General features: G+C 71.7%; 16 protein-coding genes and 1 tRNA gene. 14 read left to right on the top strand and 3 right to left on the bottom strand.

Annotated elements, in window-relative coordinates:
* Positions 1-408: 408 nt before the first annotated feature.
* Together ACFWVC_RS29310 and ACFWVC_RS29305 are read left to right on the top strand one after the other, a co-directional pair.
* Entirely contained in the window at positions 409-1,830 is a 1,422-nt protein-coding gene (locus ACFWVC_RS29310) for an NAD-dependent malic enzyme (protein WP_384293509.1), read from the top strand.
* A 195-nt stretch (positions 1,831-2,025) separates the two neighbouring features.
* The gene (locus ACFWVC_RS29305; protein ID WP_018564081.1) at positions 2,026-2,307 is read left to right on the top strand and encodes an HU family DNA-binding protein; all 282 of its coding nucleotides are present in this window, start codon (positions 2,026-2,028) and stop codon (positions 2,305-2,307) included.
* 134 nt (positions 2,308-2,441) lie between these two features.
* Here the strand turns inward: ACFWVC_RS29305 and murA are convergent, their stop codons facing one another.
* Complete coding sequence (gene murA, locus ACFWVC_RS29300; RefSeq protein WP_384293502.1) at positions 2,442-3,776, bottom strand: UDP-N-acetylglucosamine 1-carboxyvinyltransferase; 1,335 nt, start codon at positions 3,774-3,776, stop codon at positions 2,442-2,444.
* Between the two features lie 251 nt (positions 3,777-4,027).
* On the opposite strand from murA, the gene ACFWVC_RS29295 reads away from it, so the two are divergent.
* The 11 genes from ACFWVC_RS29295 to ACFWVC_RS29245 all read left to right on the top strand — a co-directional run bounded on the left by ACFWVC_RS29295 (position 4,028) and on the right by ACFWVC_RS29245 (position 16,500).
* Entirely contained in the window at positions 4,028-4,606 is a 579-nt protein-coding gene (locus tag ACFWVC_RS29295; RefSeq protein ID WP_319664520.1) for a YqgE/AlgH family protein, read from the top strand.
* 11 nt (positions 4,607-4,617) lie between these two features.
* Positions 4,618-4,905 (top strand): DUF3039 domain-containing protein, encoded by a 288-nt coding sequence (locus ACFWVC_RS29290; RefSeq protein WP_384293495.1) that lies wholly within the window; start codon positions 4,618-4,620, stop codon positions 4,903-4,905.
* A 155-nt stretch (positions 4,906-5,060) separates the two neighbouring features.
* A complete protein-coding gene (locus ACFWVC_RS29285; protein ID WP_384293644.1) occupies positions 5,061-6,788 on the top strand; it encodes a beta-N-acetylhexosaminidase in 1,728 nt (575 codons plus the stop codon).
* Positions 6,789-7,081: 293 nt separating this feature from the next.
* Entirely contained in the window at positions 7,082-7,975 is an 894-nt protein-coding gene (locus ACFWVC_RS29280; RefSeq protein ID WP_384293490.1) for an FAD binding domain-containing protein, read from the top strand.
* Positions 7,972-9,249 (top strand): (2Fe-2S)-binding protein, encoded by a 1,278-nt coding sequence (locus ACFWVC_RS29275; RefSeq protein ID WP_384293485.1) that lies wholly within the window; start codon positions 7,972-7,974, stop codon positions 9,247-9,249. The genes ACFWVC_RS29280 and ACFWVC_RS29275 overlap by 4 nt, the downstream gene beginning before the upstream one ends.
* A 61-nt stretch (positions 9,250-9,310) precedes the next feature.
* Positions 9,311-11,644 carry a xanthine dehydrogenase family protein molybdopterin-binding subunit gene (locus ACFWVC_RS29270; protein ID WP_384293481.1) on the top strand — a complete coding sequence of 778 codons (2,334 nt, stop codon included), beginning with the start codon at positions 9,311-9,313 and terminating at the stop codon, positions 11,642-11,644.
* Between the two features lie 722 nt (positions 11,645-12,366).
* Positions 12,367-12,951, top strand: a complete 585-nt coding sequence (locus tag ACFWVC_RS29265; protein WP_384293473.1) for a hypothetical protein — start codon at positions 12,367-12,369, stop codon at positions 12,949-12,951.
* 2 nt (positions 12,952-12,953) lie between these two features.
* Positions 12,954-13,712 carry a DUF5819 family protein gene (locus ACFWVC_RS29260; RefSeq protein WP_384293466.1) on the top strand — a complete coding sequence of 253 codons (759 nt, stop codon included), beginning with the start codon at positions 12,954-12,956 and terminating at the stop codon, positions 13,710-13,712.
* Positions 13,709-14,965 (top strand): HTTM domain-containing protein, encoded by a 1,257-nt coding sequence (locus tag ACFWVC_RS29255; protein ID WP_384293463.1) that lies wholly within the window; start codon positions 13,709-13,711, stop codon positions 14,963-14,965. Before ACFWVC_RS29260 ends, ACFWVC_RS29255 begins: the two co-directional genes overlap by 4 nt.
* A 329-nt stretch (positions 14,966-15,294) precedes the next feature.
* Complete coding sequence (locus ACFWVC_RS29250; RefSeq protein WP_384293459.1) at positions 15,295-15,813, top strand: LuxR C-terminal-related transcriptional regulator; 519 nt, start codon at positions 15,295-15,297, stop codon at positions 15,811-15,813.
* A gap of 105 nt (positions 15,814-15,918) precedes the next feature.
* Positions 15,919-16,500: a dihydrofolate reductase family protein gene (locus ACFWVC_RS29245; RefSeq protein ID WP_384293454.1), complete on the top strand. Its 582-nt coding sequence runs from the start codon at positions 15,919-15,921 to the stop codon at positions 16,498-16,500.
* A gap of 141 nt (positions 16,501-16,641) precedes the next feature.
* Here the strand turns inward: ACFWVC_RS29245 and ACFWVC_RS29240 are convergent.
* Positions 16,642-16,716 (bottom strand) — tRNA-Cys (locus ACFWVC_RS29240).
* Positions 16,717-16,807: 91 nt separating this feature from the next.
* Entirely contained in the window at positions 16,808-17,668 is an 861-nt protein-coding gene (locus ACFWVC_RS29235; RefSeq protein ID WP_384293450.1) for an alpha/beta fold hydrolase, read from the bottom strand.
* A 114-nt stretch (positions 17,669-17,782) separates the two neighbouring features.
* Here ACFWVC_RS29235 and ACFWVC_RS29230 point away from each other — a divergent pair, with 114 nt between their 5' ends.
* A complete protein-coding gene (locus tag ACFWVC_RS29230) occupies positions 17,783-19,183 on the top strand; it encodes an MFS transporter (protein WP_384293446.1) in 1,401 nt (466 codons plus the stop codon).
* Positions 19,184-19,311: the final 128 nt, after the last annotated feature.

The following is a 19,311-nucleotide window of genomic DNA, read 5'->3' as shown; positions in this document are numbered from 1 at the left end:
CCCGCCCGGGCCCCCCGGCCCCGGCGGGGGGCGTGCGGCGGCCGCGGGCCCCCCCGTCAAAACCCGGGGGCGCGCAACCCGGGCGGGCCCCCCCCGCCGGACGTATACGACACCGACCCGCCATGCTCGCCTCGCGGCAAGTGGGCGCTCGTAGCGCCTAAGGTTGGGCCCGGGGGCTTGGATCGAGCCGGTGCCTTGTCCAATCTAACAAACGATCCGCGATTGTCATTCCGTACGCGGCATCCGATGTGACGGCGTCGCGGCGGACCGGCGAACACTAAGCACGCAAGCTTCCTCCGGCTCCGCCAATGGGCCAGCGTTCTGTTGCGAGGGCCCCGGTTTACGCATACCCGTCGGTAGGTGGCAGCATCGAGGGCGCAAGCAAGCGACAGCGGAGGAACAGCGGCCATGGCAACGGCGCCGAGCGTCTCGTACTCAATCACGGTGCGGCTGGAGGTGCCCGCGAGCGGATCCGCGGTCAGCCAGCTCACCACGGCCGTCGAAGCTTCCGGCGGCGCCGTCCACGGCCTGGACGTCACCGCGTCGGGCCACGAGAAACTGCGCATCGACGTGACGATCGCCGCCACGTCCACCGCGCACGCGGACGAGATCGTGGCGAAGCTGCGCGAGATCGAGGGCGTGACGATCGGCAAGGTGTCCGACCGTACGTTCCTGATGCACCTCGGCGGCAAGATCGAGATGGCGTCCAAGCACCCCATCCGCAACCGTGACGACCTGTCCATGATCTACACGCCCGGCGTGGCCCGGGTCTGCATGGCGATCGCCGCCAACCCCGAGGACGCCCGCCGTCTGACCATCAAGCGCAACAGCGTCGCCGTGGTCACCGACGGCTCCGCGGTGCTGGGCCTGGGCAACATCGGCCCCAAGGCCGCGCTGCCGGTCATGGAGGGCAAGGCGGCCCTCTTCAAGCGCTTCGCCGGCATCGACGCGTGGCCGCTGTGCCTGGACACCCAGGACACGGACGCCATCGTGGAGATCGTCAAGGCGATCGCCCCCGGCTTCGCCGGCATCAACCTGGAGGACATCTCCGCGCCGCGCTGCTTCGAGATCGAGGCGCGGCTGCGGGAGGCCCTGGACATCCCGGTCTTCCACGACGACCAGCACGGCACCGCCATCGTCGTGCTCGCCGCGCTGACGAACGCGCTGCGCGTGGTCGGCAAGCAGATCGGCGACGTGCGGGTCGTGATGTCCGGCGCGGGCGCCGCCGGCACCGCCATCCTGAAGCTGCTGCAGGCGGCCGGTGTGAAGCACGTGGTGGTCGCCGACATCCACGGGGTCGTGCACAGCGGCCGTGAGGACCTGGTCGGCGCGGGCCCGGAGTCCGCGCTGCGCTGGATCGCCGACAACACCAACCCCGAGGAGATCACGGGGACGCTGAAGGAGGCCGTGCGCGGCGCCGACGTCTTCATCGGCGTGTCGGCCCCCAACGTCCTCGGCGGCGAGGACGTGGCGGCGATGGCCGAGGACGCGATCGTCTTCGCGCTGGCCAACCCCGACCCCGAGGTCGACCCGGGCCTGGCCCGGCAGACGGCCGCGGTGGTCGCCACGGGCCGCAGCGACTTCCCCAACCAGATCAACAACGTCCTGGTCTTCCCCGGCGTCTTCCGCGGCCTGCTGGACGCGCAGAGCCGCACGGTGAACACCGAGATGATGCTCGCGGCGGCCACCGCCCTCGCGGACGTGGTCACCGAGGACGAACTCAACCCGAACTACATCATTCCGAGCGTCTTCAACGACAAGGTGGCCGGAGCCGTCGCGGGTGCCGTCCGCGAGGCGGCCCGGTCGCAGGGCCTTACCGCGACCCCGTGACGACGCAGCGTCATCGGGCCGTATGGGAGACGCTTTTTGTGTGACTCTCCCGGGTGCCGGATTGGCGTTTCCCCCAGAAATGGGGGCAGGATGCGTACCTGGGCGGTGAGGGCCGCACCGCAGAAGCGCTAACAGCGACTTCAATGCGCCTTCCTCGACGGTCGACGTTGGGGGATTCCATGCAAGGAGAACTAGATGAACCGCAGTGAGCTGGTGGCCGCGCTGTCCGAGCGCGCCGAGGTGACCCGCAAGGACGCCGACGCCGTTCTGGCCGCGTTTGCCGAGGTCGTCGGCGAGATCGTCGCCAAGGGCGACGAGAAGGTCACCATTCCCGGCTTCCTGACCTTCGAGCGCAGCCACCGTGCCGCTCGTACCGCGCGCAACCCGCAGACCGGGGACCCGATCCAGATCCCGGCCGGCTACAGCGTCAAGGTCTCCGCGGGCTCGAAGCTCAAGGAAGCCGCCAAGGGCAAGTAAGGCCCCAGGCGTGCGAAAGGGCGGCCTCCCCGGCTGGGGGAGGCCGCCCTTTGGCGTTTCTGAGGCCCCTGCGGCCCCCTGCGGGCCCCCGGTGGCCCAGGAGGGCTCCGAAGGCCCCCTGCGGGCCCCGTGGGTCAGCTCGCGGCGGGCAGCTCGACCTTGGCGCCGAGCTTCTCCAGCTTCTCCATGAAGTTCTCGTAGCCGCGGTTGATCAGGTCGATGCCGTGCACCCGCGAGGTGCCCTGCGCCGCCAGGGCGGCGATCAGGTATGAGAAGCCGCCGCGCAGGTCCGGGATGACCAGGTCGGAGCCCTGCAGCCTCGTGGGGCCGCTGACGACCGCGGAGTGCAGGAAGTTGCGCTGGCCGAAGCGGCAGGGGGTGCCGCCCAGGCACTCGCGGTAGAGCTGGATGTGGGCACCCATCTGGTTCAGCGCCGAGGTGAAGCCGAGCCGGGACTCGTAGACCGTCTCGTGGACGATGGACAGGCCCGAGGCCTGCGTCAGCGCCACGACGAGCGGCTGCTGCCAATCGGTCTGGAAGCCGGGGTGGACGTCGGTCTCCAGCGCGATGGCGTTCAGCGGCCCGCCGGGGTGCCAGAAGCGGATGCCCTGCTCGTCGACCTCGAAGGCGCCGCCGACCTTTCGGAAGACGTTCAGGAAGGTCATCATCTCGCGCTGGCTGGCGCCGCGGACGTAGATGTTGCCCTCGGTCGCCAGCGCCGCGCACGCCCAGGAGGCGGCCTCCAGGCGGTCCGGGAGCGCGCGGTGGTTGTAGCCGCCGAGCTTGTCCACGCCCGTGATCTGGATGGTGCGGTTAGTGCCCATCGTGATGATGGCGCCCATCTTCTGCAGGACGCAGATGAGGTCCTCGATCTCCGGCTCGATCGCGGCGTTGCGCAGCTCGGTGATGCCCTCGGCCAGCACGGCCGTCAGCAGCACCTGCTCGGTCGCGCCGACCGACGGGTACGGGAGCTCGATCCGGCAGCCGCGCAGCCGCTGCGGGGCCTCCAGGTACTGGCCCTCGGGGCGCTTCTCGATGACCGCGCCGAACTTGCGCAGCACGTCGAAGTGGAAGTCGATCGGCCGGCCGCCGATGTCGCAGCCGCCCAGGCCCGGGATGAAGGCATGCCCCAGACGGTGCAGCAGCGGGCCGCAGAAGAGGATCGGGATGCGCGAGGAGCCCGCGTGCGCGTCGATGTCGGCGACGTTGGCGCTCTCCACCTTCGACGGGTCGAGCACCAGCTCGCCGGACTCGTCGCCCTCCTCCACCGTCACTCCGTGCAGCTGGAGCAGGCCCCGGACCACGCGCACGTCACGGATGGAGGGCACGTTGCGCAGCCGGCTCGGCTCGCTGCCGAGCAGGGCGGCCACCATGGCCTTGGGCACGAGGTTCTTGGCGCCCCGCACATGGATTTCACCCTCGAGCGGGGTGCCGCCGTGGACGAGCAGTACATCGTTAAGGCCGGTCATTGCTCTCGCGTTCCTGGAGAGGGGCAAAAAGGGGCGGGGTCCCCGCAGGCACCAGAGGGAAATGGTAATCGGCCTTCCATGTCCACGGTCAGGGCTGTGAGGTCCCACTCATGTAAGGGATTCGCTACAGCACGCTGCGCGGTCGCGCGGTGCCGGAGGGTCGCCGCCACGACTGTCCCGGGGGTCCCGGGAGTACCTGAAGCGCCGCATTGCCACCCCGCGGGGAGGAGTAATGCGGGATTATGTTGACCATGACCGAAGTGTCATCGCTCACCGGCAGGCTCCTCGTCGCGACGCCCGCCCTCGCGGACCCGAACTTCGACCGGGCGGTGGTGCTGCTCCTCGACCACGACGAGGAGGGCTCCTTGGGTGTGGTCCTGAACCGTCCCACGCCGGTCGGCGTCGGTGACGTCCTGGAGCCGTGGGCGAACCTCGCCGGCTCCCCGCAGGTGGTCTTCCAGGGCGGCCCGGTCTCCCTGGACTCCGCGCTCGGCCTGGCGGTCGTCCCCGGCGAGCCCCGGGACGGCGAGGACGGCGAGCCGCTCGGGTGGCGCAGGGTGTTCGGCGCGATCGGGCTGGTGGACCTGGAGGCCCCGCCGGAACTGCTGGCGGCCGAGCTGGGCTCGCTGCGGATCTTCGCCGGGTACGCCGGATGGGGGCCCGGCCAATTGGAGGACGAACTCGTCGAGGGCGCCTGGTACGTGGTGGAGTCCGAGCCCGGGGACGTGTTCTCGCCCGATCCCGAGCAGCTGTGGCGTTCGGTGCTGCGGCGGCAGCGCAGCGAACTCGCCATGGTCGCCACGTACCCGGACGATCCGTCTCTGAATTAGGCTTGCGTGCCATGAGCACTCTTGAGCCCGAGCGCGGGGCGGGCACTGGCACCCTCGTCGAGCCGACCCCGCAGGTGTCGCACGGCGATGGCGACCACGAGCGCTTCGCGCACTATGTGCAGAAGGACAAGATCATGGAGAGCGCGCTCTCCGGATCGCCGGTGGTCGCGCTGTGCGGCAAGGTCTGGGTGCCCGGCCGCGACCCGAAGAAGTACCCGGTGTGTCCCATGTGCAAGGAGATCTTCGAGTCCATGCCCGCCGGCGGTGGCGGCGACAAGGAGAAGAGCGGCAAGAAGTAGCCGCCGGGCCCGGACGGGTGCGGCCGCCGGAACGGGGCGGTCGCACCTTTCGTGTTGCCCGCGTCCGGGCGCGAGCGGGGCCGCGGGACGGCGGCGACGCCAAGGTTGCGTGAATGGTCTATTCCAATCTCGCCCCGCCCGGCAGGATGGGCACCATGGATCTCATCCCCGCGCCCGTGGAGGCGCACCGGCACGCCGACATCGGTCACTTCGAGCTGCGTCCCGGAACGGCGCTGTCCGCGGGGCCCGAGGCCGCCGGGCCAGCCCGCTGGCTGCGGTCCGTCCTCGGCGCGGCGACCGGCTTCGCGCTGCTGCCCGGTGACGGCGGGGGCGACGGATCGATCACCCTGCGCCTGGACCCCGAGATCACCGCGGAACTCGGCGCCGAGGGCTACCGGCTGTCGGTGGCCCCGGGGCAGGGCGTCCGCATCGACGGCGGAGGGCCCGCGGGGCTGTTCTGGGGCGCGCAGACGCTGCGCCAGCTGCTGGGGCCCGGGGCGTACCGCCGGGCGCCGCTGGCGGGCCGTTCCTGGCGCCTGCCGTACTGCGACATCGCCGACGCCCCCCGCTTCGCGTGGCGCGGGGTGCTGCTGGACGTCGCCCGGCACTTCATGCCCAAGGACGTCGTCCTGCGCTATGTCGACCTGCTGGCGGCGCACAAACTCAACGTCCTGCACCTGCACTTGACCGACGACCAGGGCTGGCGGGTGGAGATCCGCCGGCACCCGCGGCTCACCGAGGTCGGTGCCTGGCGCACCCGCACCAAGGTGGGGCTGCGCGAGTCGCCGCTGTGGGACGAGCGTCCGCACGGCGGCTTCTACACCCACGACGACATCCGCGAGATCGTCGCGTACGCCGCCGAGCGGCACGTCACCGTCGTCCCCGAGATCGACATCCCCGGGCACTCGCAGGCGGCCATCGCCGCCTACCCCGAACTCGGCGTCACCGACGTCGTCGACACCACCGCCCTGCCGGTGCTGACCGGTTGGGGGATCAACCCGAACGTCCTGGCCCCGGTCGAGAGCACCCTGCGCTTCTACGAGGACGTGCTGGCGGAGGTCCTGGCGCTCTTCCCGTCGACCTTCGTGCACATCGGCGGCGACGAGTGCCCCAAGGACCAGTGGCGGGCCTCGGCCATGGTGCAGGCCCGCATCAAGGAGCTCGGGCTGCGTGACGAGGACGAGCTGCAGAGCTGGTTCGTCCGGCACTTCGACCGCTGGCTGGCCGACCGCGGCCGGCGCCTCATCGGCTGGGACGAGATCCTCGAAGGCGGTGCCGGCGGCCGGGACCGGGGGCGGCCCCGGGCCGGGAGCGGTGAGGAGGGGCGGCAGGGGGAACGGGCGTCCGGGGACGAGGCGACGGAGTACGGCCTCACACCGGGCGCGGCCGTCTCCTCCTGGCGCGGTTACGCGGGCGGGATCGCGGCCGCCCGGGCCGGACATGACGTCGTGATGTGCCCGGAGTCACAGGTCTACCTGGACTGGCGGCAGGCCGGCGGCGACGACGAGCCGGTGCCGATCGCCCACGTCCGGACCCTGGAGGACGTGTACCGCTTCGAGCCGGTTCCGGACAGCCTGGGCCCGCGCGAGGCCGCGCACGTCATCGGCGCCCAGGCCAACATCTGGACGGAGACGATGGACTCGGTGCGGGCGGTGGACTACATGGCCTTCCCGCGGCTGGCCGCCTTCGCCGAGACCGTCTGGAGCCCGCTGCCCGCGCCCGCGGAACGGGACGTCGAGGGCTTCGTCGCGCGAATGGCCACCCATTACGGGCGACTTGACGCACTGGGGGTCGAATACCGGCCGCCGGGCGGCCCGCTGCCGTGGCAGCGGCGTCCCGGAGTCGTCGGACGCCCGATCGAGGGCCCGCCCCCGATCGTGTGAGCCGGGCCACAACCCGCGGCCCGGCAAGCCCGGGCCTGGCAGGGTGGATTGGTCAAACATCGCAAGACACGCGAAGGACGCTCTTTACCCGGCATTTCCCCCGCATTCCCCCGGTATTGCCCCGCGGGATGGAGAAAGGCGCAAAGGGGGAGGATTTCCATCCGGAGGGCGGACTGTCCTTTGCGACCCTCGCGTTGATCACCCGGGAAGATGTGCCAGAGTTGCCACGTCCGGGCTGTCAGCACGTACCGTACGGCTACCGCACCGCGGACAGCCGGGGAAGGGGCAGCTGCGTGAGCACGTACGCACGGCAGGCAACACGCAATGTCGCGTTGCCGTCCTCGCTCGACGAGGCCGTGGCGGCCTTGGCCGCCACGCCCGCCGCCGTGCCCGTCGCCGGAGGCACCGACCTCATGGCGGCCGTGAACGCCGGGTTGCTGCGCCCCGCGGGACTCGTCGGCCTCGGGCGGATCAGCGAGATCCGCGGCTGGCAGTACGCGGACGGCGCCGCGCTCCTCGGCGCCGGCCTCACCCACGCCCGCATGGGACGCCCGGACTTCGCCGCGCTCATCCCCGCCCTGGCCGCCGCCGCCCGCGCCGCGGGCCCCCCGCAGATCCGCAACGCCGGCACACTCGGCGGCAACATCGCAGGTGCCGCGCCCGCCGGCGACTCGCTGCCCGTGCTGGCCGCCCTGGAGGCCTCGGTCGTCGTCGCCGGGCCCGAGGGCAACCGCGAGCTGCCGGTCAGCCACCTGCTCACCGGCATGGACCCGCTGCGGCCCGGCGAGATCCTGGCGTACGTGCGGGTCCCGCTGCTGCACGCGCCGCAGACCTTCCTCAAGGCCACCGGCCGCACCGGGCCCGGCCGCGCGATCGCTTCCGTCGCCGTCGTGCTCGACCCGGCCCGCCGGGGCGTACGCTGCGCGGTGGGAGCTGTCGCACCGGTGCCGCTGCGGCCGCTCGAGGCCGAACGCTGGGTCGCCGGGCTGATCGACTGGGACGGCGAGCGGACGCTGGCGCCCGAGGCCCTCACGGCCTTCGGCGAGTACGCTGCCGCCGCCTGCATCCCCGACCCCCTGCCGGCCCCTGACGGGACCCCGGCCCCCGAACTGCCCGCCGCCGCCCTCCAGCTGCGGCGTACGGTGGCCGCACTGGCCCGCCGTGCGCTGGGGAGGGCACTGGCATGAGCGACGAGTACGACGACAGGACATCGGACGGGCGTATGACCGACCAGCCCCCCATGGGGACCGCCGGCCCGGAGGCCGGGGGATTCGCCCCCGGGCACGGGGTGTGGCAGCCCGTGCCCCACGGCGAGTACGACGCCGACCAGACCATGCACGTCTCCTTCGCCGCCCAGCTGTCCATGGCCGAGCCCGGCGCCGACCCGCTCGCCGCCCCCGGCCACGGCTACGCCCCGGAGCCCGTGCAGGGTCCCGCCGGCATCCCGGTCACGGTCGGCACCGCGGGTCCGGCCGGCCCCGCGGCGGGCGAGGACCCGGCGACCACCTGGGCCATCCCCGTCGTGCGCGACGGGCACCCCGACGAGGCGGCCGACGCGGGCGACTCCGGCGAGTACTCGGTAGGGGCCTTCGCGTCCGCCCCCGAGCCCGCCCCCTGGTCGGCCGGCGCCGGCCCGCAGGCACCCGCCCCGGCGCCGCGCTCCGAGGGCTGGTCGCTGCCGCCCGACGCCACCGGCCAGTGGAAGCTGCCGCTCGCCCCGGACGGCACCGCGGAGGAGTCCGGCGAGTACCGGCTGCCGGACACCGCGCCGGTGCCCGCGGAGCCCGCGGCCGCGTTCCACGACGGCCACGGCCACGACGGCCACCACGGCCCCGGGGAGGCCTCCACGGCCGCCGCCGGCGACGAGCCCGAAGCCGACGAGCCGGGCGACCCGCACAGCGAGCACCCGCTGGCCTCCTACGTCCTCAACGTCAACGGCACCGACCGCCCCGTCACCGACGCGTGGCTCGGCGAATCCCTGCTCTACGTCCTGCGCGAGCGGCTGGGTCTGGCCGGCGCCAAGGACGGCTGCGAGGAGGGCGAGTGCGGTGCCTGCTCGGTCAAGGTGGACGGCCGGCTCGTCGCGTCCTGCCTGGTGCCCGCGGCGACCGCCGCGGGTTCCGACGTCCGCACCGTCGAGGGGCTGTCCGTGGACGGCCGGCCCTCGGACGTGCAGCGGGCGCTCGCCGCGTGCGGGGCCGTGCAGTGCGGTTTCTGCATCCCCGGCATGGCGATGACGGTGCACGACCTGCTGGAGGGCAACCACCGCCCCAGCGAGCTGGAGACCCGCCAGGCCATCAGCGGCAACCTCTGCCGCTGCAGCGGCTACCAGGGTGTGCTGGAAGCCGTCCGTACGGTCGTCGCGGAACGCGAGGAGGCCGCGGAGGCGGCCGACGGCGACCCGGCCGCCGACGCCGCCCGCGTCCCGCACCCGCGCCCCTCCACCGGAGGCCAGGCGTGACCCCGCACAGCCACCGCACCTCGCACCCCCTCACCCCTCGCGGCAGCGAAAGGTACGCGCGATGACGGGCCCCGACGCCGCGACGGCCACTCCGGCCATGGGCACCCCGGCGGCCGCCGCCGCGGAGCCGCCCGCCGACGCGCACCCCCACGGCATCGGCGCGTCCCTGGCGGCCGCCGACGCGACCGCCAAGACGCAGGGCACCTACCCGTACGCCGCCGACCTGTGGGCCGAGGGCCTGCTGTGGGCGGCCGTGCTGCGCTCGCCGCACCCGCACGCGCGCATCGTCTCCATCGACACCGCGGAGGCCGTCGCGATGCCCGGCGTGCGGGCCGTGGTGACCCACGAGGACGTGCCCGGCGACGCCATGCACGGCCGCCGGGTCGCCGACCGCCCGGTCTTCGCCAAGGACACCGTCCGGCACCACGGCGAGGCCATCGCCGCCGTGGCCGCCGACCACCCCGACACCGCGCGGCTGGCCGCCGCCGCCATCCAGGTCGAGTACGAGGTCCTGGAACCCGTCATCGACCCGGAACGGGCCTTCTCCGCGCCGCCGCTGCACCCCGACGGCAATCTGATCCGGCACATCCCTCTCCGGTTCGGCGACCCGGACGCGGTCGGCGAGGTCATCGTCGAGGGCCTGTACCGGGTGGGCCGCCAGGACCCGGCCCCGATCGGTGCCGAGGCCGGCCTCGCCGTGCCCCGCCCCGACGGCGGCGTCGAGCTGTACGTCGCCTCCACCGACCCGCACACCGACCGCGACCTGGCCGCCGCGTGCTTCGGCCTGGAGCAGGACCGCGTCAAGGTCGTGGTGACCGGCGTGCCGGGCGCGATGGGCGACCGCGAGGACTCCGGCGTGCAGATCCCGCTGGGGCTGCTGGCGCTGAAGACCGGCTGCCCGGTGAAGTTCGTGGCCACCCGCGAGGAATCCTTCCTCAGCCACAGCCACCGCCACCCCACGCTGCTGCGCTACCGCCACCACGCCGACTCCGAGGGCCGGCTGGTCAAGGTCGAGGCCCAGGTGCTGCTGGACGCGGGCGCGTACGCCGACACCTCCTCCGACGCCCTGGCCGCCGCCGTGGCCTTCGCCGCAGGCCCCTACGTCGTCCCGCACGTCTTCGTCGAGGGCTGGGCGGTGCGCACCAACAACCCGCCCGCGGGCCACGTACGGGGCGAGGGCGCGATGCAGGTCTGCGCGGCCTACGAGGGCCAGATGGACAAGCTCGCGGCCAAACTCGGCCTGGACCAGGCCGAGATCCGCATGCGCAACGTCATGGCCACCGGCGACCTGCTGCCCACCGGGCAGTCCGTGACCTGCCCGGCGCCCGTCGGCGAGCTGCTGAAGGCCGTGCGCGATGCCGACCTGCCCCCGCTGCCGGTGGACGACGACGAGTCCGAATGGCTCCTCCCCGGCGGTCCCGAGGGCGCCGGCGAGCCCGGCGCGGTGCGCCGCGGCGTGGGCTACGCCCTCGGCATGGTGCACATGCTCGGCGCCGAGGGCACCGACGAGGTCTCCACCGCCACCGTGCGCGTCCACGACGGTGCCGCCACCGTCATCTGCGCCGCCGTCGACACCGGCCAGGGCTTCGCCACCCTCGCCCGGCAGATCGTGCAGGAGGTCCTCGGCATCGAGGACGTCCGCGTCCTGCCGTCCGACACCGACCAGCCCCCGGCCGGCGCCGCCGCGCGCGGCCGCCACACCTGGGTCTCCGGCGGCGCCGTCGAACGCGCCGCCAAGATGGTCCGCACCCAGCTTCTCCAGCCGCTCGCCGGGAAGTTCGGCATGTCGGCCGAACTGCTCACCATCGCCGAAGGCAAGATCACCTCGTACGACGGTGTGCTCTCCACCACCGTCGAGGAGGAACTCGTCGGCAAGGAGCTGTGGGCCACGGCCCAGTGCCGCCCGCATCCCACCGACCGGCTCGACGAGACCGGCCAGGGCGACGCGTTCGTCGGCCTCGCGTTCTGCGCCGTGCGCGCCGTGGTCGACGTCGACATCGAACTCGGCACGATCCGGGTCGTGGAGATGGCCGTCGCCCAGGACGTCGGACGTGTCCTCAACCCCGCGCAACTGCGGGCCCGCATCGAGGCCGGCGTCACCCAGGGCGTCGGCATGGCCCTCATGGAGGACCTGCGCGCCCCCCGCGGCATCGTCAAGCGGCCCAACCTCACCGGCTACAGCCTGCCCACGGCCCTCGACGCCCCCGCGGTGCGCATCGTCAGCCTCGTCGAGGAACGCGACGTCCTCGCGCCCTTCGGCGCCAAGGCCGCCAGCGCCGTTCCCGTCGTCGTCTCCCCGGCCGCCGTCGCCTCCGCGGTCCGCGCCGCCACCGGCCGCCCGGTCAGCCGTCTGCCGATCCGCCCCCAGCACGCGGTGGTCCGCCCCCAGGGATGACGCGACGGGGCCGCCTTCCCGCGTTCCCGGCTCCCACGCCCGGGTGCATCGATATGTGGTCGTGAGCATTGCCGGACCTTTTTTGATTTTCCACGGATTCGCCGGCGGTTGATTTTCGCGGCATTCGCGATGTCATCCCGCGGTTCCGGGCTTCCCGGGCGGCGCCACAAGCCGTGAGAGAAGGACGAAGGCCCGGGCAAACTGGGTAGTTCTACCCACACGGGGTCCGCCATGTTGCCCGCACGCAAGAGGGCCATTCCTGCCCCTTGATCCTCTGGGGGCGTGAGTTAAGCATTGTGTAAGAAGTACGCGATGAAGTGGCGTCAACGGCACGTCGCGCCGCACAGCGGCCACGCGTTGGGCGCTCAAGCGCAGGCTTCACATCGCCGGCCTTACAGGTGGAGATCGTAGAGCTCGCGCGACTTCCCAGGAAAGATCACCCAAATCTGGCGGGAATTACCATGCAGAAGAGGCTGTTCAAGAGCATCGGTGTTGCGACGTCCGCCTGCCTGCTGGCAGGCACGTTCGGCGTCACAGCCGCCCACTCCAGTAGTCTCCCTCGGAGCTCAACCGCAGTGCAGAGTGAGGCTTACGGCGCTCACTCGAAGCTTCCGAATCGGCTCGTGTGCTGGCTTCCGCCTGGGGCGGCCCCGCGGCTCGGCAATTGCGTCTTCACGCAGAACGTCGGCCGTCCAGGCCCCATCATGTTCCTTCCTCTCGGCGTGGGGCAGCTTCGACCGACTGCCAACCAGATCCAGAACATCACGCAGACCATCGTGCAGGGGAACGTGCAGGGCAACCTGCAGGGGAACGTGCAGGGGAACCTCCAGGGCAACCTGCAAGGGAATCTGCAGGGGAACGTGCAGGGCAACCTGCAGGGGAACCTCCAGGGCAACCTCCAGGGGAACGTGCAGGGCAACCTGCAGGGGAACCTCCAGGGCAACCTGCAGGGGAACGTGCAGGGCAACCTGCAGGGGAACCTCCAGGGCAACCTCCAGGGGAACGTGCAGGGCAACCTGCAGGGGAACCTCCAGGGCAACCTGCAGGGGAACGTGCAGGGCAACCTGCAGGGGAACCTCCAGGGCAACCTGCAAGGGAACGTGCAGGGGAATCTCCAGGGCAACCTGCAGGGCAACGTCGCGGGCAATGTGCAGGGGAATCTCCAGGGCAACCTGCAGGGCAACCTCCAGGGCAATGTCGCGGGTAACGTCGCCGGCAATCTGCAGGGGAATCTCCAGGGCAACCTGCAGGGCAACGTCGCGGGCAACCTCGGTGGCAACGTGGGCATTGTGGGCGTAGGGGGCTAGCCATGTCGACTGGGAATGCCATAGAACCGCCTCATGAGGCGGGGGAGGCACTTCCGGACGGGCACGCGCCGACCGGACAAGCTCCGGTCGGCGCGGGCCGGCATGCCGGATTGACGCCAAATCACAACCGCAGGCCGAGCGGGATTTCCGGCCTCTCGACGGCGTCGAAAATCATCGTCGCGCTGGTGGCGATGGGGGTCGCGATCGGAGCCGTCGTGCATTTGGCGATACTCTTCCTCAGCATCGCCCCCGCGAACTCCCTCTCGCAGCGGCACGCCGCGGCCATCAACCATTACGTGAACCCCGAGTTCACCCAGGGCTGGAGGGTCTTCGCCCCCAACGTGCCGGCGGCCAATGTGCATGTGCAGGCGCGTGCGATGGTCCTGAAGCCCGACGGGCGCGTCACCAACACCGGCTGGGTGGACTTGACCGCGAAGGATTACGCGCGGATGAAGCACGATCCTTTCCCCAGCCACGCACAGCAGAATGAACTCCGCCTCGCCTGGTACAACTTCGTGAGCACACTCGACAAGCAGGGCCGCCCGACGGGTGTGGTCGGAAAGCTGTCGCAGGAATACGTCGAGCGCCTCGCGGTCCATCGCCTCGCACCGCGGACCGCCGGCGGAACCGTGCTGCTCGTCCGGCTGCGTACGGCCACCACGCCGGTGGGAGCGCCCTCATGGAGCGATCAGCGCATCGACACCAAGACCGGTTACCAGGAGCTGCCATGGTGGACAGTCAAGGCCGAGGATCGCAAGTGACCGGATTCTCTCCGGCCACGTCACGCCGCCCATCCGTGCCGTCCGCCTTCGTCAGGCTGCGGCGTGCCATGGGCCGCGGGGTCGCACGTATCACCAGCGGTGCCATCGCGCCGTACCAGACGGCCGTCCTCCGGATCGGCCTGGCATTCGCCTGGTTCGCCTTCCTGCTGCGTGAGTGGCTGCACCGCGCCGACCTCTACGGGGTGGACGCGCCGTGGAGCTGGGGCATGGGCCGCGAACTGATCTCCGTGAACCACGCCTTCACCGCACTCATGTGGAATGACGGCCGGCTGTGGTTCGAGGTCGTCTACGCCGCGGCGATGGTCGTGTCGGTGATGCTGCTCCTCGGGTGGCGGACCCGCACCACCTCACTGCTTTTCATGATCGGTGTGCTGGCGATCGTGAACCGCAACCCCATGGTGGCGGACGGTGGCGACAACGTCTTCAAGGTCATGGCGATCTATCTGGTGTTCACGCGCTGCGGTCAGGTGTGGTCGTTGGACGCGCGGCGGGCCGCGGCCGGCCGCGACGGCGGCCGGGACGTGGCCGGGATCGTCATGTGGGTGTTTCTCACCGGCGTACTCGCCCTGGTCACGGGGGCGGGCAAGCTGAGCCCCGGCTGGGCGTTGCTGCTCTGGGCCTTTGTCCTCGGGCAGGCGGCGTGGTGGCTGGTGCGCCGCTTTGCGGCCGGGGAGCCCCGCACGGTCATGACCATGGCCGCCAACGCGGTGCACGCGGGCGCGCTGCTCGTGATAGCCGTCGAGGTGTGCCTGATCTACGCGACCGCGGGCTGGTACAAGATCCAGGGCACCGCCTGGCAGAACGGCACGGCACTGTACTACCCGCTGCACGTGGGAGCCTTCACGCCGTGGCCTGCCCTGTCCCATGCGATCGCGAGCAGCAGCCTGGTCATCCTGATCTTCACCTACGGCACGGTGATGGCCGAAGTCGCCTTCCCCTTCACGCTCTTCAACACGCGTGCGAGGACCGTGATGGTGGCGATCATGATAAGCCTGCACGTGGGCATCGGGGTCGTGCTGGGCCTGACGTTCTTCGCGCTGGTGATGATCGCGGCGGACGCATTCTTCCTCCCGACCGCCGTTCTGCGGTGGGTGGGCGACCGCGTGGCGCGCGCGGTACCACGGACGCGCGTCATGGCGACCACCGCGGCCATGGCGGCCGGCGTGGGCGTGGCCGCCGGTGCCCGGAGCAGGGCGGAGGCAAGTCCGAAGCCGGAGAGAGTGACCAAATGAAGCCGTCGTGGGCCCCCAACCGGGCGAGTGGAACATCCGACCCGACATGCGAGGCCGCCTCGGCCGCATGGGCTGTGGTCAAGGGGCTTCGTCCCGGACGGGCTACGTCGAGGTGCTGGTGGGCGGCAAAGTGGCGATTCTGGGGTCACGCGGTCGGGGCACCCGGTCGTCCACTCCGACGCCCGCCCTGCGGCCGGTGTCCCGTCCATCATGGAACCGCGATGAGCTCACGACCGACGCATGTAGCGGTTATCTCCGACTGTCCGCTTCTCCGGCGCGGCGTCGAGCACGTCATCGATGCCGCACCGGACCTGCACAGAGTGACCTCCGTGAAGCGCATCGGTGACCATGACTACCACGTGGACGGTGCGGACGTGGCCCTGCTGAACCTGCAGACCTCCACCAAGGTCACCATCGATCTGATCACTCGGTTGCATCAGCGCCGGCACGCGGTCGTCGTGCTGTCGCCCTCCGAAGCACAGGCCGAACTGTTCTCGTCCATCGAGGCCGGTGCCCGGGGCTACATGAGCCAGCAGATCGACGAAACGGAGCTGCTGGCAGCGGTCCGTACCGTCGCCTCCGGTCGCAGCTACTTCTCCACCAGCTTCAACGGCTGGTATCTGCCGGCGCACTCTCCCCGCATCACCGAGCGGGAGAGGCAGGTCCTGGAACTGGTCTCGAACGGCGCCACCGATCGTGAGATCGCCGACAAGCTGAGCATCAGCGAGCACACCGTCCACTCACACCTGGACCGGCTGGGCAGCAAGACCGGATCCCGCCGCAGGGCCGACCTCATCCGTCTGGCACTGGAGCAGGACGTGGCGGCCGACCCGTCGGAGGACGAGTGATCGGTTGACATGGAGGCCGTGGCGGGAATCGAACCCACGTAACTCTCGATTCGCAGGGCTCACGACACGCTAATTTGGGGCACCTCACAGCAGAGGAGAGCCCCCGTGGGCAAGGTGGTCATGTACAGCTCGGTGTCCGTGGACGGCTTCGTCGCGGACGAGAATGACCAGCCCGGACCGCTGTTCGACTGGTTGTCCAGCGGTGACGTCCCGTTGGACGAGAGCGGCGTGCTGAAGGTGTCGCAGACGTCCTACGACTACACCCGGCCGTACTGGGACCAGATCGGAGTCACGATCGTCGGCCGCCACGTCTTCGACCTGACGGACGGCTGGGACGGGAAGCCGCCGGGCGGGATCGACCACGTGGTCGTGGTGACGCACCGGCCGGAGCCCGAGGGCTGGGACCCCGAGGCGCCGTTCCACTTCGTCGACGGCGTCGAGGCGGCCGTGGCCAAGGCGCAGGAGCTTGCGGGTGACCGCATGGTCGAGGTCGCCGCCGGCGACGTCGGCGGCCAGGTGCTTGCCGCGGGCCTGATCGACGAGGTGCGCATGGACGTCGTACCCGTCGTGTTCGGGTCCGGCAAGCGCTACTTCGGGTCGGTCCACGCGCAGCGCCTGTTGGAGGATCCTGACGTGGTGATTCAGGGCAACCGGGTGCTTCACCTGCGCTATCGGGTGCGCCGTTGACCGATCCGAGCGGTTGGGCGAACTAGATCGGGGCCGACAAGCCGAGCATCGGCGAGCACACCGTCCACTCGCACCTGGACCGGCTGGGCAGCATGACCGGATCTCGCCGCAGGGAGTCGGACGACGGGTGATCGGTCGTCATGGAGGCCGTGGCGGGAATCGAACCCACGTAACTCGATTTGCAGTCGAGCCCCTGAACCACTCGGGCACACGGCCTTGCGTCGTTGACGTACCCCGACCATAGGCGGCCCCGCCCGGGGTGGGTCAACGGATCGGGCGGGGCCGCAACAGGACTGCCATACGCCGTTCACGAAGGGCCGGGAGCCGCGAGGAACTCCGCCACCACCGGGCGGAACAGAGCGGGTTCGTCGACCCAGGGGTAGTGGCCGACGGCGTGCAGGGGACGCAGGCGGGCGTGCGGGAAGGAGTCGGCGACGACCTCGCCCGCCCGCATGCCGGTGACCGCGTCGCGGTCGCCGGTGAGGACGAGGACCGGGCAGGGCACGTCGCGCAGCCGGTCGAGGAGGGCCTGCCGGGCCTGCTCGTCGACGCCCTGCCAGAAGCCGGCGCGGGGGACGGGGTGCATCTGGGCGCCTTCGTCGGCGGCGTGGGCGCGCTGCGGGGCGTCCCAGCGGCCGTACGCCATGGGGGCGACCCGCAGCAGCAGTTCGCGGACCCGGTCGAGGTCGTCGGCGGTCTCCAACTCGGCCAGCGCCGCGACGGCTTCGGGCCACCAGGGCTCGCCGGCCCGGCTCTCGAAGATCGCGCGGGCGTCGTCGGGGAGCGCGCCCTGCAGGCGCGAGCCGGGTGTGACCAGGACGAGGTGGGACAGCCGCTCGCCGTACTCGGCGGCGTACGCCTGCGCGGTCGCCGCGGCGGCGTCGTGCGCGAGCAGCGCGAAGCGCTCCAGGCCGAGATGGCGGCGCAGCGCCTCGACGTCCTGGGCGAGCCGCGGGAAGGAGTACGCCATCGGGTCGGCGGCCGGCGGGCTGTCCCCGGTGCCGCGGCTGTCCGGGACGACGAGCCGTCTGACCGTGTCCAGCCCGGCCAGGTCGCCGAGGTACGCGGCGTCCCGCCCGGGCCCGCCGGCGAGCGCGAGGAGCACCGGGCCCTCGCCCTGGTCGCGGTAGGCGATCTCGGTTCCGTCGTACGAAGTGCAGTGCGGCATGGCGTACGCCTTCCCGGCCCGGCGCGGACCATCTCCGGTCCTAGGCCGAAAGGCCGACCCCGGCCTTCGTGGACGCCAGGGGCAAGATGCGCCTACGCCCCTTACCCTGTCCGGGTGACGACCGCCGAAGCCGAGCCGATTCCCGGCAATTCAGACAAACTCCTCCATGAGCCGGACAACGGCACCGACACCGTGCTCGGAAGCCGCTACCGCGCGCTGACCCTCGCCATGGTCTCGGTCGTCCTGCTCATCGCCTTCGAGGCCACCGCCGTCAGCACGGCGATGCCGGTCGCCGCGCGCGAGCTGGACGGGTTGCCGCTGTACGCCTTCGCCTTCTCCGGCTACTTCACCACCTCCCTGTTCGCCATGGTCGTCAGCGGCCAGTGGTCGGACCGCCGCGGTCCGCTCGCGCCGCTCGTCACCGGCATCGGCGCCTTCGCCGCGGGCCTGCTGATCTCGGGTGCCGCGCAGTCGATGTGGCCGTTCGTCCTCGGCCGCGCCGTGCAGGGGATCGGCGGCGGCCTCGTCATCGTCGCGCTGTACGTCGTCGTGGGCCTGGCCTATCCCGAACGCCTGCGGCCCGCCGTCATGGCCGGCTTCGCCGCGTCCTGGGTGCTGCCCTCCATCGTCGGCCCGCTGGTGGCGGGCACGGTCACCGAGCAGTTCGGCTGGCGCTGGGTCTTCCTCGTCATCCCGGTCCTGATCGTGCCCCCGCTGCTCATCGGCCTGCCGGCGATGCGCCGGATGCCCGTCCAGCCGCCCCCGGACGACCGCCGCGCCCCCGACGGCCGCCGCATCCGGCTCGCCCTCGCCGTCTCGGCCGGCGCCGGCCTGCTCCAGTACGCCGGGCAGGACCTGCGGCCGCTGTCCCTGGTCCTCGCGGGGGCCGGCGCGGCCCTCATCGTCCCGGCCGCCCTGAGACTGCTGCCGCGCGGCACGTTCCGCGCGGCGCGCGGGCTGCCGTCGGTGGTGCTGCTGCGCGGTGTGGCCTCCGGCACCTTCCTCGGCGCCGAGACCTTCGTGCCGCTCATGCTCGTCACCCAGCGGCACCTGTCGCCGACCCTCGCCGGGCTCTCCCTCGCGTCCGGCGGCGTCACCTGGGGCATCGGCTCCTGGATCCAGGGCCGCCCCCGCCTCGAACCGCACCGCGACCGCCTCGTCGTCATCGGCATGTTCCTCATGGCCGCCGCCACGGCCGGTGCCGCCCTGCCGCTCCTCGACGCCGCCCCCGTCTGGAGCGCGGCCGCCGCGTGGGCCGTGGGCGGCTTCGGAGCGGGCCTGGTCATCTCCTCCCTGAGCGTCATCCTCTTCAAGCTCTCGCCGCCCTCCGAGGCCGGCTCCAACTCCGCCGCGCTCCAGGTCTCCGACGCCCTGGCCAGCGTCGTCCTCGTCGCCGCCGCCGGCACCACGTTCGCCGCCCTGGGCGGCGCGGCGGGCGCCTTCGCGGCGGTCTTCCTGCCGTTGGCTGCGCTGGGCCTGGCGGGCGTGGGGGTTGCGGTGCGGCTCCGCCCCTGAGCCGCGCTGCGCGTGCGTTCCGGTTAGGTTTTTTTCCCCGCCCTCCCGCCCGTGTGCCCTGTGAAGTCAGTGACCCCGGCGCGCGTTTCGTTGGGTGCCGGGTTCGGGGCCTCCGGGGCTGGCCATTC

The sequence above is a fragment of the Streptomyces sp. NPDC058691 genome (genome assembly GCF_042714775.1).
Taxonomy (GTDB): domain Bacteria; phylum Actinomycetota; class Actinomycetes; order Streptomycetales; family Streptomycetaceae; genus Actinacidiphila.
Note: the sequence above shows the minus strand (reverse complement) of the source record. Positions and strands in the feature narration are given on the sequence as shown.